The sequence below is a fragment of the Micromonospora sp. NPDC049081 genome, from assembly GCF_040648835.1.
Lineage (GTDB): Bacteria > Actinomycetota > Actinomycetes > Mycobacteriales > Micromonosporaceae > Micromonospora > Micromonospora antibiotica.
In genome coordinates this window covers 22,300-36,564 of the sequence record NZ_JBEZEK010000009.1, presented here as the reverse complement: position 1 = coordinate 36,564, position 14,265 = coordinate 22,300, and the positions used below count along the sequence as shown (strand labels likewise).

Below are 14,265 nucleotides of genomic sequence, written 5' to 3'. Positions count from 1 at the left end.
CGGCGTCCCGGGTGCTGCGCGGATCGAGGCCGAGGGCCGCGCTGTCGGGCCCGGTCCTCTCCGGGGCCGACGCGGTCGCACTCTGTACCGACGCGGTCCCGGTGTTGATTCCGGTCTCAGCTTCGGCCCCGGTCGAGCCTTCCGTCGGGACCGGAAGAGGGATCTCCTCCTCCGACTCGATCACGGAGACGGCGTCTCCGGCGGCCGCAGCCGCGGCTGCCTCGGCCGACGACTGCGCGGCGATGCTGGAGGGCGTCTGCCACTGGATTCGCGGCGGCTCGGCGAGGGGCCGGCCGCCGAACTCGGCGAGCCAGGCCGCGACATGTGCGAGGTTTTCCCGCCACTGGGATTCGGAGATGGGCGGCAGGATCGAGTCCCAGAGCGACAGGAAGGTGCCACGCAGCTGGAGTCGGCCGTACGGGCGGGCCAGGAACCACATGTGCAGGTGGGCGGACCCGTCACCCCACCGGTTCACATGCACCCGGGCGACGCCGTCCAGCGAGCGGATGGCGCGTTCCAGTCGGACGGTCATCACCCCGAGTTCGGCAGCGAGCAGATTGGGCAGGTCGCCCAGGTCGAGATGCGACCGCGACTCAAGGATCAGCACCATCGGCAGGCCGGTCGGACGGTCCATGGCCCGCACCCGCCACCGCTCACCCACCCAGATGTACGCGTCGTCGGGTGCTTTGCAGGCGATGCACTCCCGGAGCCCTTCACCCTTACGGGGAGGCTCGACCGCCACCGGTTCGTCGAGGTGCTTGACGCGCAGCTCGCCCTCGAAGGGAAACGACGGCCACTGGGTGAAGTCTGGAACTGGGGAGGCAGGGGTGTCGTGCACGACGCTGACCCTAACCGAGACCGGCACCGCTGTCCCTACCCCGAACGCCGCTGATCACGACGGGATTTCGGCCGATCGAATCGGCTGACACCGGGGCGCGGCGGGGGCGACGGGTGGGTTGTCCACAGGCTGATGAGATCACCACCACACCCCGTCATCCACAGGCTGGGGATGGCTCTGACGCGCTGTTTCACGTGAAACGGGTAGGGCCTGTGGAAAACTCCTGTGGATAACTTTGGCGTTCGTCCACAGCACTGTTCACAGGGGTGACGTGCTCGACTCGTTCAACGATCGAAGGGCGGCTGTAGCTGTCGGCAGCTCCGGGCTTTTAGCCCGGACACCGGTCCCCTCGGGCATGCGATCGGTCCCGTGGGCGAGCGCCAGACCGCCGGCCTTGCTCCTGTCGCCAGCTCCTTCTCCCCCCGAGAGCACTCTCGACCTCCTGCACGATCCATCGAGAGCCCCGCTCGATCACGAGGGATACGGGAGACCCATGTCCTCATCGGCCGCCGTGGCGCTGTTCGCTCCCGACCGCCGATCACCGCGATCGCCCGCTGGGATCACCATTCGCTGCTACCTGCGCCGCCGGCCGGAGCCGACTCCATGGCTACGCACGCGAGTCCGGCTTCAGGGGGAACGGCGAACGCCGCCCCGGGCACCTGGTGCGATCGTCGGTGGAGCGGCAGGCCCGTTTCACGTGAAACCGGCGCAGTGTCGACTGCCGAGTGGCAGCTCCGACACCTCCCCGCCGGTACCGCCCGCCGCCATCGGATGGAAGGTTCGGCGAGGTAGAAGTTGGATCGCAACCGCAGGGGCATGTTCCACGTGAAACCTGATCGAGGCAGTTGTTCCACGTGGAACATCGTCGTTTCGGTAGTAGCGTCCCGGCGGCCGGCAGCAGCATCTCCCCCCGAGGGCGGACGGCCCGGAGGTGGACGGCCTGAGGGCTGGGCCCGGAGGGGCGGGGGCGGAGAGCCAGGGGGCGGGGGCCCGACCCTCGGGGCCCCCGAGGGTCGGGGGCCGGAGTGCAGGAGGGGCCAAGGGGCCAAGGGGCCAAGGGGCCAAGGGGCCAAGGGGCCAAGGGGCCAAGGGGCCGGAAGGCGGAGGGGCCGGAGGGTCGGAGGGTGGGGGTCGCGCGACCCGGCCACGGCCGGAGGCGACCACGGCCGATGCCCGACCCGCTGTCGTGCCCGCCATGCCCGCAAATCCCACGGCACGGACCGTCCTCCAGGACGAAAGCCCTGCCTCGCTCCCCAGTGCGCGGCCGTGGCTCCGCGTCGCGCAGCGGGCCGAGGCCCTCAGATCGACTGAGCCGCCACGTGAGCGTCTCGGGTACCACCAGGGCGGGACGTCACCTTTCCAGCCGTCTCCGGCGTCCTGAGCGATCCGGTGCACCCATCATCGGCAGCCGCCGGACGGATCAGCAGACCGCTCGGCGGACGGCGGCTCCTCCGCGAAGCCGTGGATGCCAGGTGGTCCGCGCCCGCCGGTCCGCGCGGTCGGTTCCCGCCGGCCCGTGCCGTCCGCGCCCACCGGCGCGCGCGGTCGGGCGGTTCCCGGCCGACCGGTCGACTGGTGGGCAGTTCGCGGCCGGTCGGTGACTGGTGGACGGTTCCGCACGCGATCGGCGGGTGGGACGCGACTGGCCTGCGGCCCACTCTGCGCTCCTGCGTTTCACGTGAAACAGGGGCGACGCTCGGCTCGGTGGCGGCACCCGAGGACATGTCGACCCGCAGGGGAGAAGCCCGCCGACCCCGAGCAGAACGGCCGCCGGGCGGGAAGCCCTCGGAGTCGGGTGATGAAGGGCGAGGGCCCGGCGTGGACGTGCTCTGCTGAGAGCAGCAGGTCCACCGCCCACGTTGGCAGCGGAGCAGCACCACCAGAACGGCCGCGTACCCGTCTCGGGTACGCGGCCGGGGAACGGCGGGAAACGGATCAGTCCTCGGGCTCGGATTGGCCTTCCTCGCCGACCCCGATGATGCCGACGATCCGCTCCAGGTCGTCCACCGTGGCGAACTCGATCGTGATCTTTCCCTTGCTCCGACCGATGTCCACCTTCACCCGGGTGTCGAACCGGTCGGAGAGCCGGTCGGCCAGATCGGTCAACGCCGGGGCGTGCGCCTTGGACCGGCGCTTGGCTGCCGGGGTCTTCGCGGGGCCGTCGCTGAGCGTCAGTGCCACGATTTCCTCGGTGGCCCGGACCGAGAGCCCTTCGGCGACGATCCGCAGGGCCAACTGCTCCTGCGCCTCGGACTCGTCGAGGCTGAGCAGCGCGCGGGCGTGGCCGGCCGACAACACACCGGCCGCCACCCGGCGCTGGACCTGCGGGGGCAGATTCAGCAGCCGGATCGTGTTCGAGATCTGTGGCCGGCTCCGCCCGATCCGCCGGGCCAGCTCCTCGTGGGTCGCGCCGAACTCCTCCAGCAGCTGCTGGTAGGCCGCAGCCTCTTCCAACGGGTTGAGGTTGGCCCGGTGGATGTTCTCCAGGAGCGCGTCCCGGAGCATGGCGTCGTCCTTCGTCTCCCGGACGATCGCGGGAATGCTCTCCCGACCGACCGCCTGGGCGGCACGCCAGCGCCGTTCACCCATGACGAGTTCGTACTTCTCGCTGTCCAGCTGCCGGACCACGATCGGCTGGAGGAAGCCGACCTCCTGGATGGAGGTCTTGAGTTCTTCCAGCGCCTCCTCGTCGAAGACGTGCCGGGGTTGCTTGGGGTTCGGCACGATCGCGTCGACGGAGATCTCGGCGAAGCGCGCACCGGGCACCGGGCTGAGTTGCGGCTCGTCGGGCGGCGGTGCGAGGGCCACCGGCGCAGGCGTCGTCACGTCCAGGGCCACCGGATCGGTGGACGTCTCGGTCGCCGGCCGCACCGGGTCGACCTCCACGGGCAAGGTCGCCGTGGTCGTGCTCTCCTGCACCGGCCCGGTCGGGATCAGCGCACCGAGCCCTCTACCCAGACCGCCCCGGGGACGGTTCTTCATACGACGCCTCCCAGCGACTCGTCCGCACTACGCATTCCGGCTCACCGGCTCCTTGGCACCGCGCTCGGCGATTTCCTGGGCAGCCTCGAAGTAACTCGTGGCTCCCCGCGATCCGGGATCGTAGGTCATCACGGACTGCCCGTAGCTCGGGGCCTCCGACACCCGCACGTTGCGGGGGATGACGGCCTGGAGGACCTTGTCGCCGAAGTGGTTCCGGACGTCCTGCTCCACCGCGTCGGCGAGCCGGGTACGGCGGTCGTACATGGTGAGCAGGATCGTGGAGACCTCCAGCTTCGGGTTGAGGTGCTGGCGAACCAGGTTGATGTTGTTTATCAACTGGTTCAGCCCCTCCAGCGCGTAGTACTCGCACTGGATCGGGATCAGCACCTCCTGCGCGGCCACCAGGGCGTTGACCGTCAGCAGCCCGAGGGAGGGTGGGCAGTCGATGAAGACGTAGTCGAAGTGCCCCGGGTACGCCTCGATGGCCCGGTTGAGCCGGGACTCCCGGGCGACCACGGAGACCAGTTCGATCTCGGCGCCGGCCAGGTCGATGGTCGCCGGCACGCACCACAGGTTGGGGATGCCCTCGACCTCCTGGGCCACCTCCGCCAGCGGCACGCTGTCGATCAGGCAGTCATAGACGTCCGGCACCCCGGTGTGGTGCGGGACGTTCAACCCGGTGGAAGCGTTGCCCTGCGGGTCGAGGTCGACCACCAGCACCCGGTTGCCGTGCAGGGCCAGCGCCACCGCCAGGTTCACCGTGGTCGTGGTCTTGCCCACGCCGCCCTTCTGATTGGCAACGCACATCACCCGGGTCCGCTCAGGACGGGGCATGGTCACCTCGCCACTCGGATTAAGGATCTGCACGGCGCGCATCGCCTCCATAGCCAACGGTGGGTCATCCTCTTCGCGCGTCGGAGTTTCACGTGAAACGTACGCGGCGTCCGCCGAACCCACGGCGACGGGCCCGGGGACGGGCCCGGGAATGTCGAGGGCAGGCGTCGCGTCGGGCACCGCGTCGGGGTGGGGTTGGGTGGGCACCGATGGTGTATTGCCGTGCAGCGGAGCCGTGAACCGCGACGACGCCCCCGCGTTACGTCGTGCCGAGGGTGCCGCCCGGCCGTCGGGAGCACGGGTGGGACCGCCGTCGGAGCCGGATCGGACGGTAGGCGGCGGAACGTACGACTCGGGAGCCGGGCGTGCCGCACCCACCACCGGAGGCTCACGCCGCGATCCGGGAGTGCGCTCCGGCGGATGGATCGTCGGCTGCCCGCCGGCAGTCCGGTCCTGATGGTCGGTTTCACGTGAAACAGGGCCCGCGTCCGAGCCCGACCCGTCGGGACGGTTCACCCGTGGATCGTCGTACCTGCCGTCGTCATGCACCTGTCATCCCTACCCGCTCCGGATGGTCGGTCCGCACCCCGTCTCGCTTGCCGTACGCGCTCGCACCGCGGAGCGTACGGCCCGGCGGGGGCGATCGGGACCCGGTGCGCCCGACATCCACCCGCCCCACACTATCGACGCGCGGTCAGCCTACGGGGGACGGGCGCGGCGGGTCCATCTTCGTTCTCCGGCGGCACCGCGTCTGCCGCGGATCGGTGCCACCGCACCGGGCAGCCGGGGGCAGCGGGCACCGATCCGCGTCGACAGACAGGACTCAGCGGGCGCGCTTCCGGCCACCGCGAGCACGCTTCGACGCCACCTTGGCCCCCGGTGGTCGGACGACCCGCTCCCGCACGATCTCCACCACGGTGGTCGGCGGATCGAGGAGGCCGGTGCCGCACAGCTGCACCGTCGGCTCGCCGCCGCCCAGCTTCGCCACGGCCCCGGCATGCTCGGCGATCTCGTCCAGCGCGGACGACCCCTTGAGGGCGAGCAGCCGGCCGCCGCGAACCACCAGCGGCAGGCTCCAGGTGGCGAGGCGGTCCAACGGTGCCACCGCGCGGGCGGTCACCACGTCGGCGGTGAACGGGCCGACGCCGGACGCCCCGGTGGCTGCCTCGTCGGCCCGGCCCCGGAACACCCGGACCATCCTGGCCAGCCCGAGCCGCTCCACCGTCTCGACGAGGAACGAGGTACGCCGGGCCAGCGGCTCGACCAGGACGACGTTCAGGTCGGGACGGGCGATCGCCAGCACCAGCCCGGGTAGGCCGGCTCCGGAGCCGACGTCGATCACGCTGGCACCCTCGGGGATGCGCTCGGCGACGGCGGCGCAGTTGAGCAGGTGCCGGTCCCAGATCCGGGGTGCCTCCCGGGGGCCGATCAGGCCACGCACCACACCGTCGGTGGCGAGCAGCTCGGCGTACCCGGCGGCCAGGTCGAGCCGGTCACCGAAGAGCGCCGTCGCGGCGGCGGCCAGCTCGGCCGGGAGGGTGGCGTCCTGGACAGATGGGGCGGACGGGCCGGAATGCTCGGACGGCGGCCCGGGCGGCGTGCCGCCCGGGCCGGGACCGGCTTCCGTCGTGAGGTCGTCGGGCGTCACCAGTTCAGTCCGCCGGCCGGACGACGATGCGCCGCGTCGGCTCGACACCCTCGGACTCGCTCTCCACCCCGCTCATCGCGTTGACCACGTCGTGCACGCACTTGCGCTCGAAGGCCGACATCGGCTCAAGCCGCACCGGCTCGCCGTGCTCCTTGACCTTCTCCACCGCGTTCTTGGCGACGGCGGCGAGTTCCTTGCGCCGGGTGGCCCGGTAGCCGCCAACGTCGAGCAGGAGCCGACTCGGCGAGCCGGTCTGGCGGAACACAGCCAGTCGGGCCAGCTCCTGGAGTGCCTCCAGGGTGGCGCCGCGTTGGCCGACCAGGTTCTGCAACCGGCCACCGACCACCTCGACGACCGGCCGACCACCGGAGACCAGCTCGTCGATGTCGCCGTCGTAGTCGAGGATGTCGAGCAGCCCCTCGATGTAGTCGGCGGCGATCTCGCTCTGGGCGAACAGCTCGCCCTCGCCGGCTGACTTCTTCTCCTTGCCGCCGTCGGCGGGCTCACCCTCACCGGTGGCGGCGGTCGGGACGGTCTCCTCGTCGAGCGAGGCGTCCGCGCTGGGGATGCTGGTGTCGGTCACGGTGTCATCTCCGTACTAGCTCGGCCGGACCGTCGGGTCCGCTGGTCTCCCGGGCGACCGGCGGAAAGAGGCCGGTTCGGTCACGGGCACGTCTGGTACGGGCGGTCTCGCCCGTAACCGCGCGGGGCGCGGCGGTCCCGGCCCGGCGCCGGCCGTGAGGCGGCTGCGCGGTGCCGGAGAGCCGCCGTCGGTCGTCCCGACGGCGGCCCGGTGGCTCAGCCCTGGCGCTTGGCCGGGCCCTTCTTGGGGTTGGCCGGCTTGGCACCCGGCTTCGGCCCGGCGACCTTCGGCGCGGCCGGCTTGGCGGGCGCCTGCGCGACCGGCTTGTTCCGGTTGAGGAAACCGCCGGTCTTGGCCGGCTGCACCGGACCGGAGCTGGTCGCCTTGGTGCCGGTGACCCCCTTGTTGGTCACCAGCGGCGGGAACTTGCGGAGCACCCACTGCTGCTGGCCGAGGGTGAACAGGTTGTTGGTGACCCAGTAGATGATCACGCCGATCGGGAAGATCGAGCCGGAGACGAGCAGGGAGAGCGGGATGCCGTAGAGCATCAGCCGCTGGATCATCCGCTGCTGCGGGTCCTCCGCCCAGCCGGTCTTGAGGATCATCTGACGGCTGGTCAGGTAGGTGGTGCCCATCATGACCAGGACCAGGATGCCGGCGATCACCTTCACGGTGGTGCCGTTGGCGCCGAGCCGGGCCAGCTCGTCGGCGGTGGAGCCGAACTTGCCGGCGATCGGGGCGGTGAAGATCGTGGCGCTGGAGGCGCTGTCGAACTGCTCGGCGGTCCAGCCGTAGAGGCTCTTGGCCTCCTTGGCCGGGTCGAGCCGGCGCAGCACGTGGAAGAGACCCAGGAAGACCGGGATCTGGAGGAACATCGGAAGGCAGCCCATCAGCGGGTTGGCCTTTTCCTTCCGATAGAGCTCCATCATCTCCTTCTGGAGCGTCTCCCGGTCACCCTTGTGCTTCTCCTGGAGCTCCTTGACCTTCGGCTGGAGCGCCTGCATCGCCCGCTGGGACTTGATCTGCTTGACGAAGACCGGGAAGAGGATGACCCGGACGGTGACCACCAGGAAGACGATGGCGAGAATCCACGACCAGTTCGTGCCGAGCACCGTGCGGACCGGCACCCCGATGGCGTCCCACGCCGAGTGCCAGGTCAGCAGGATCCACGAGATCGCGTAGTAGATCCAGTCGAGACTCAATTCTCAGACTCCAGTCACGTCGGCGCGTCGGCGGCCGCCCGGCTCCGGAACCGGGTCGTGTCCACCAGGGTGGAAAGGGTGGCAGCGCGACAGCCGCCGGACCGTCAGGCCGACCCCCCGGAGCGCGCCGTGACGGGTCACCGCCTCCAGGGCGTAGGCACTGCACGACGGGTAGAACCGGCAGCGGGCCGGCAACGCCGGGCTTATCCAACGACGGTACGCGATGATGGGACCACTGAGCATCCGGGCACCCATGCTCCGGCGTGCCGACACGGCGGGTCCGTTGCTCACCGCGACCGCCGCGCCCGAGGCGTCCGGGCGGCGGCGATCGCCGCGTCCAGGTCGCTGCCGAGCCGGGCGTACGGCGTGCCGGCGGCGGGGGGCAGGGCGCGTACCACCAGGGTGCTGCCGGCCGGTAGCGCGTCCAGCCGCTCACGGACCAGGTGCCGCAGCCGGCGGCGAACCTTGTTGCGGACCACGGCGGGCCCGACGGCTTTGGACACGACGAAGCCGGCGCGGCTCGATCCGGAGGTCAGCTCCGGGTCGGTGCTCCGCGCCGGCTCCGGCGAGGTTGTCCCGAGGGGTGTGGTCGCGGCGGATGTGGAGGCCACCGGCAGTGTCAGGTGGACGACGACGGCACCACGCCCGACGCGTCGACCACCACGGACGGCTGCGGCGAAGTCGCTGCTACGCCGCAGGCGCTGTGCGGCCGTCAGCACGACTGTCCACGTCCCCGGACCGGTCGGCCTCAGGCCGACAGGCGGTTACGGCCCTTGGCACGGCGGGTCGACAGAATGGCGCGGCCGGCACGGGTGCGCATGCGCAGCCGGAAGCCGTGGGTCTTCGCGCGCCGGCGGTTGTTCGGCTGGTAGGTGCGCTTGCTCACGTCAGGCTCTCCGTTTTCGTACGTCCCCGGCGCGGGTTCGCCCGGGGTCGTTTGGTGGACCAGACCACCTCGGTGGTGGCCTCCGATCGGTGCTGCCCGGCGGCGCGGAACCTCGGCGATGCGGGGCGACGACCACGGACAGCGAGCACCCATCACCCTAGCAGAGGGCGACAGAGCAGCCCCTCCAGCCTACGCAGGGGGGCAATGACCGTCAAACCACCCGGACCGGCGATCCGCTGGTCCGGTGTCCTGTCGAGCAGGTGTCCCGCCCGGGGTGGGGGCGGCGGTCGGGGTGGCGGCGGTTGATGGCGGCCCGTCGTCGCTGTTACCGTGCGCGTTTGCGGTCAGCTTCGGTTCCGGGTTGTGGTCGGAGGGCAAGACCGGACCCGGCAGTGAATCGTTCGGCACGGTGAACCCGCTTCAAACGCCCTCCCCGACAGGGGGGCAGGTCCGACCCGCGCCCGGCGGGCGGCCACAATCGGTCGGTACACACAGGCTGTGGATAACTTGTGGATGCCGGCCGGTCAGCCGTCCGGTGGGTGAGCGGTACCACCCGCGAACGCGGTGGCGGGCCCGGCACAACCGCTGGACCACAGCGGCGGTCGGGAGCAGAGGCGAGGGGGTGGCACGACGGTGGCCGGAACGATCGACCTTGCCGCGGTGTGGACCGCGGCGACGGACGAACTCGCCGACGAGATCATCTCCGCCCAGCAGCGGGCCTACCTCAGGCTGACCCGGTTGCGGGCGATCGTCGAGGACACCGCGCTGCTCTCCGTGCCGGACGCCTTCACCCGGGACGTCATCGAGTCGCGGCTGCGACCGGCCATCACCGAGGCGCTCACCCGACGACTGGGCCGGCCGATACAGGTCGCGGTGACCGTGCGGATCGCCGAGGACGCCGCCGGGCGGCCCGCCGGCACCGTCTACCGCAGCGGGCCGGAGGCCGCCGTCGTGGCGGAGCCCGGTCCGGCCGTGGACGATTATCCGGGGTTCCGGCCGTCGGCCTACGACGAACCCGAACCGTCGTACCCCCGGGAGGCCGGGCCACCGCCGGAGCAGCCCGGGGGCCGGTCGCCCGCCGGGCAACCGGAGCCGGACGGCCACCGCCCGGCCCGGGTTCCGGCCAGCCGCGACGGTGGTCAGGACACGCTGTTCGGCGTCGGCTTCGCCGAACCGGCGCGGATGGACCGCCCCACCACCGAGCGACGCGGTTTCGAGGAACGTCACCGCGCCGAGCCCGACACCGACCCACGCGGCTACGAGCCCGCCTACCGGGACCAGGGGCGGCCGCCGCGCGACCAGCAGGGTCCGCGCGGCCCGGCCCGCGACGGCGTCACCGACAGCGGGCCCGGTCGGGCCGGCTCCGACCACCGGCCCGGTGGCGGTGACCGACGCCCCGGCGGTACGGAGGGCAGCGGCAACCGGCTCAACCCGAAGTACATGTTCGAGACGTTCGTCATCGGCTCGTCCAACCGGTTCGCCCACGCGGCGAGCGTCGCGGTGGCCGAGTCACCGGCCAAGGCGTACAACCCGCTGTTCATCTACGGCAGCTCGGGGCTGGGCAAGACGCACCTGCTGCACGCGATCGGGCACTACGCCCAGACGCTCGGCAACGCCCGCTCGGTCCGGTACGTCTCGACCGAGGAGTTCACCAACGACTTCATCAACTCCCTGCGGGACGACAAGACCAGTGCGTTCCAGCGCCGCTACCGCGACGTCGACATCCTGCTGATCGACGACATCCAGTTCCTGGAGAACCGTGAGCGGACCCAGGAGGAGTTCTTCCACACCTTCAACACCCTGCACAACGCCAACAAGCAGATCGTGATCACCTCCGACCGTTCGCCGAAGCAGCTGGCGACGCTGGAGGACCGGCTGCGGACCCGGTTCGAGTGGGGGCTGCTCGCCGACATCCAGCCGCCCGACCTGGAGACCCGGATCGCGATCCTGCAGAAGAAGGCCGCCCAGGAGCGGCTGTACGCCCCGCCGGACGTGCTGGAGTTCATCGCCTCCCGGGTGTCGAACTCGATCCGGGAGCTGGAGGGGGCGCTGATCCGGGTCACCGCGTTCGCCAGCCTCACCCGGTCCACCGTCGAGCTGTCGTTGGCCGAGGAGGTGCTGCGGGACTTCATCCCCGACGGCGCGGGCCCGGAGATCACCGCCGACCAGATCATGGTTTCCACCTCGGAGTACTTCGGGGTGAGCCTGGAGGACCTGCGCGGGCACTCACGCTCCCGGGTGCTGGTCAACGCCCGTCAGGTGGCCATGTACCTGTGTCGGGAGCTGACCGACCTCTCACTGCCCCGGATCGGGCAGGCGTTCGGCGGCCGGGACCACACCACCGTCATGCACGCCGACCGGAAGATCCGCCAGCAGATGGCGGAGCGGCGCTCGCTCTACAACCAGATCGCCGAGCTGACCAACCGGATCAAGCAGAACACTTGAGACGTACGCCACTTTCCACCCGTCGTCGACGCCCGGCCGAGCATCTCGGTCGGGCGTCTTCGTGTCGGCGCACAGCCCCGGTGGTCCCGGCCGCCCCGGATCGCCGGGGCGCGTCCTGTGGATGAGTCGTCACCTTCGTCCACAGGACGGCCCGGTTGTCCACACCCCCTGTTCCACAGCCGGTGGATAACCACGCTCCGTCCCGAGCCGGTTACCCACAGACTGTGGATAAACCCTGGGGACGGTGCTGTGGACGGCTGGGGACAACCGGGTCGTCCTCCACAGCCGACGGTGGACCTGTGGGCAACCTGTTGAAGGTTCTGGGGACGGGCCGGCTCCGGGCCGACGCCGTCGTCCACAGCACTGGGGGTAAACCCGGTGGATAACCGGTGGACAACCGGTGGACGACGGTGGACAACGGTGGGGACATCCGGTGCCTGTGGACGACCGACCGGGTTTTCCCCCCGGTTCTCCACAGCGAACCCACCGGTGGATAACGGGTCTGACCTGCGACGACGCGAGTTACCCACAGTTTGCACAGGTGCGATGAAGACGATGAGTTATCTCTTCTAAAGAATCAAAAACCAATCATCACCGTTGGACTTCCTGTGGATCGGGCCGCAGCACTGCCGTCGGCAGTCGCCCCGGCACCGGAAGCACGGGGTCGGGCGCACAGCCGATGCCCACGCGCCCTAAGGTGCGATGGGTACCCGCACGGTCGGGCGGGACGGTGGGCAGCGGTCGGCATGAGAGAGTTGTCGCTGACGTCGACGCGGAGGCATTGATGAAGTTCCGAGTGGAGCGCGACGCGCTCGCCGAAGCGGTGGCGTGGACCGCGAAGAGCCTGCCCAGCCGGCCGTCCGTACCGGTGCTCGCCGGGGTGATGCTGCGGGTCACCGACGGCAACCTCCAGGTCTCCGGCTTCGACTACGAGGTCTCCAGCCAGGTGACCGTCGAGGTGCAGGGGGACGCCGACGGCGCCGCCCTGGTCTCCGGCCGGCTGCTCGCCGAGATCACCAAAGCGCTCCCGGCCAAGCCGGTCGACATCGCCGCCGTCGGTGCCCACCTGGAGCTGGTCTGTGGCAGCGCCCGGTTCACCCTGCCGACCATGCCGGTGGAGGACTACCCCGCCCTGCCGGAGATGCCGGAGAGCGCGGGCACCGTCGAGGCCGCCGCGTTCGCCGCCGCCGTCGCCCAGGTGGCCATCGCGGCCGGCCGGGACGAGACGCTGCCGATGATGACCGGCGTCCGGCTGGAACTGTCCGGTGGCACCCTGGCGATGCTCGCCACCGACCGCTACCGGCTCGCCCTGCGCGAGATGGAGTGGAACCCGGACGACCCGGAGATCAGCATCAACGCCCTGGTGCCCGCCCGCACCCTGAACGACACCGCGAAGGCGCTCGGCCCGCTCGGCGGCCCGGTGACCATGGCGCTGTCCCAGGGTGCCGCCGGCGAGGGCATGATCGGCTTCTCCGGCGGCACCCGCCGGACCACCAGCAGGCTGCTCGACGGGGCCAACTACCCGCCGGTCCGCTCGCTCTTCCCGGCCACCAGCAACGCCGAGGCACGGGTCCCGGTCAGCACCCTGATCGAGGTGGTCAAGCGGGTCGCCCTGGTCGCCGAGCGGACCACCCCGGTGCTGCTCAGCTTCAGCAGCGACGGCCTGGTGGTCGAGGCCGGCGGCACCGAGGAGGCGCGGGCCAGTGAGGCGATGGAGGCCACCTTCACGGGTGAGCCACTGACCATCGGCTTCAACCCGCAGTACCTGATCGACGGCCTGGCCAACCTGGGGGCCCAGTACGCCCTGCTGCGGTTCGTGGACGCGTTCAAGCCGGCGGTGATTTCGCCCGCAGGCGAGGATGGCGAGGTCATCCCTGGGTACCGGTACCTCATCATGCCGATCCGCGTGTCCCGCTGATCGGCACCGGCACCACCCAGACGCACGGAGGTAGGGGCAGATGCAGCTCGGCCTGGTAGGACTCGGCCGGATGGGCGGCAACATGCGCGAGCGGTTGCGCGCAGCCGGCCAGGAGGTCGTCGGCTACGACCGCAACGCCGACCGCAGTGACGTCGCGAGCCTCGCCGAGCTGGCCGACAAGCTGGAGTCGCCCCGCGCGGTCTGGGTGATGGTCCCCGCCGCGGTCACCGACGCCACGATCGACGCGCTCGCCGAGGTGCTGGGCGACGGCGACATCATCATCGACGGTGGCAACTCGCGGTTCAGCGACGACGCCCCCCGGGCCGAACGGCTGGCCGCCCGCGGCATCGGCTACGTCGACGTCGGTGTCTCCGGCGGGGTCTGGGGCAACGTGAACGGCTACGCCCTGATGGTCGGCGGCGCGCAGGAGCACGTCGACCACCTGATGCCGATCTTCGAGGCGTTGAAGCCGGCCGGCGACCACGGCTTCGTGCACGCCGGTCCGGTCGGTGCCGGCCACTACGCCAAGATGGTGCACAACGGCATCGAGTACGGCCTGATGCACGCCTACGCCGAGGGTTTCGAGCTGCTGTCCGCCGCCGAGATGGTGACGAACGTGCCGGGCATCATCAAGTCGTGGCGGGAGGGCACCGTCGTCCAGTCCTGGCTGCTCGACCTGCTGGACCGGGCGTTGGACGAGGACCCGGACCTGGCCACCCTGACCGGCTACACCGACGACACCGGTGAGGGGCGCTGGACGGTCGACGAGGCGATCCGGCTGGCCGTCCCGCTGAACGTCATCACCGCCGCCCTGTTCGCCCGGTTCTCCTCCCGGCAGGACGACTCGCCCGCGATGAAGGCGGTCGCCGCGCTGCGCCAGCAGTTCGGCGGGCACGCCGTGCACAAGCGCTGAGCGGCATCCACAGGCT

The 14,265-nt window shown here is 70.9% G+C and carries 11 protein-coding genes and 1 pseudogene; 3 read left to right on the top strand and 9 right to left on the bottom strand.

Going from position 1 to position 14,265, the window contains the following annotated elements:
* Positions 1–244: 244 nt before the first annotated feature.
* The 9 genes and pseudogenes from AB0B63_RS15480 to rpmH form a co-directional block, all read right to left on the bottom strand.
* Positions 245–838, bottom strand: a pseudogene (locus AB0B63_RS15480) (hypothetical protein); the annotation flags it as partial.
* 1,935 nt (positions 839–2,773) lie between these two features.
* Positions 2,774–3,820 (bottom strand): ParB/RepB/Spo0J family partition protein, encoded by a 1,047-nt coding sequence (locus tag AB0B63_RS15475; protein ID WP_357018790.1) that lies wholly within the window; start codon positions 3,818–3,820, stop codon positions 2,774–2,776.
* 27 nt (positions 3,821–3,847) lie between these two features.
* Positions 3,848–5,203 carry an AAA family ATPase gene (locus AB0B63_RS15470; RefSeq protein ID WP_357018787.1) on the bottom strand — a complete coding sequence of 452 codons (1,356 nt, stop codon included), beginning with the start codon at positions 5,201–5,203 and terminating at the stop codon, positions 3,848–3,850.
* Between the two features lie 274 nt (positions 5,204–5,477).
* Positions 5,478–6,179 carry a 16S rRNA (guanine(527)-N(7))-methyltransferase RsmG gene (rsmG, locus tag AB0B63_RS15465; RefSeq protein WP_244251651.1) on the bottom strand — a complete coding sequence of 234 codons (702 nt, stop codon included), beginning with the start codon at positions 6,177–6,179 and terminating at the stop codon, positions 5,478–5,480.
* A 127-nt stretch (positions 6,180–6,306) separates the two neighbouring features.
* Positions 6,307–6,885: a R3H domain-containing nucleic acid-binding protein gene (locus AB0B63_RS15460; RefSeq protein WP_208565172.1), complete on the bottom strand. Its 579-nt coding sequence runs from the start codon at positions 6,883–6,885 to the stop codon at positions 6,307–6,309.
* A gap of 215 nt (positions 6,886–7,100) precedes the next feature.
* Positions 7,101–8,087, bottom strand: a complete 987-nt coding sequence (gene yidC, locus AB0B63_RS15455) for a membrane protein insertase YidC (protein WP_357018784.1) — start codon at positions 8,085–8,087, stop codon at positions 7,101–7,103.
* Between the two features lie 3 nt (positions 8,088–8,090).
* Positions 8,091–8,330, bottom strand: a complete 240-nt coding sequence (gene yidD, locus AB0B63_RS15450; RefSeq protein WP_208565174.1) for a membrane protein insertion efficiency factor YidD — start codon at positions 8,328–8,330, stop codon at positions 8,091–8,093.
* A 44-nt stretch (positions 8,331–8,374) separates the two neighbouring features.
* Positions 8,375–8,806: a ribonuclease P protein component gene (gene rnpA, locus AB0B63_RS15445; RefSeq protein ID WP_208565175.1), complete on the bottom strand. Its 432-nt coding sequence runs from the start codon at positions 8,804–8,806 to the stop codon at positions 8,375–8,377.
* A gap of 29 nt (positions 8,807–8,835) precedes the next feature.
* Positions 8,836–8,973 carry a 50S ribosomal protein L34 gene (rpmH, locus tag AB0B63_RS15440; RefSeq protein ID WP_208565176.1) on the bottom strand — a complete coding sequence of 46 codons (138 nt, stop codon included), beginning with the start codon at positions 8,971–8,973 and terminating at the stop codon, positions 8,836–8,838.
* Between the two features lie 633 nt (positions 8,974–9,606).
* Here rpmH and dnaA point away from each other — a divergent pair.
* The 3 genes from dnaA (at position 9,607) to gnd (ending at position 14,249) form a co-directional block, all read left to right on the top strand.
* The gene (gene dnaA / locus AB0B63_RS15435) at positions 9,607–11,418 is read left to right on the top strand and encodes a chromosomal replication initiator protein DnaA (RefSeq protein WP_357018779.1); all 1,812 of its coding nucleotides are present in this window, start codon (positions 9,607–9,609) and stop codon (positions 11,416–11,418) included.
* 784 nt (positions 11,419–12,202) lie between these two features.
* A complete protein-coding gene (dnaN, locus tag AB0B63_RS15430) occupies positions 12,203–13,336 on the top strand; it encodes a DNA polymerase III subunit beta (protein WP_208565178.1) in 1,134 nt (377 codons plus the stop codon).
* A 40-nt stretch (positions 13,337–13,376) separates the two neighbouring features.
* Positions 13,377–14,249 (top strand): phosphogluconate dehydrogenase (NAD(+)-dependent, decarboxylating), encoded by an 873-nt coding sequence (gene gnd / locus AB0B63_RS15425; protein WP_208565179.1) that lies wholly within the window; start codon positions 13,377–13,379, stop codon positions 14,247–14,249.
* Positions 14,250–14,265 lie beyond the last annotated feature (16 nt).

Excerpts from the sequence above, each read along its gene's own strand:
- gnd (WP_208565179.1), top strand. The coding sequence starts at position 13,377 with ATGCAGCTCGGCCTGGTAGGACTCGGCCGGATGGGCGGCAACATGCGC.
- yidD (WP_208565174.1), bottom strand. The coding sequence starts at position 8,330 with ATGCTCAGTGGTCCCATCATCGCGTACCGTCGTTGGATAAGCCCGGCG.
- AB0B63_RS15475 (WP_357018790.1), bottom strand. The coding sequence starts at position 3,820 with ATGAAGAACCGTCCCCGGGGCGGTCTGGGTAGAGGGCTCGGTGCGCTG.
- dnaN (WP_208565178.1), top strand. The coding sequence starts at position 12,203 with ATGAAGTTCCGAGTGGAGCGCGACGCGCTCGCCGAAGCGGTGGCGTGG.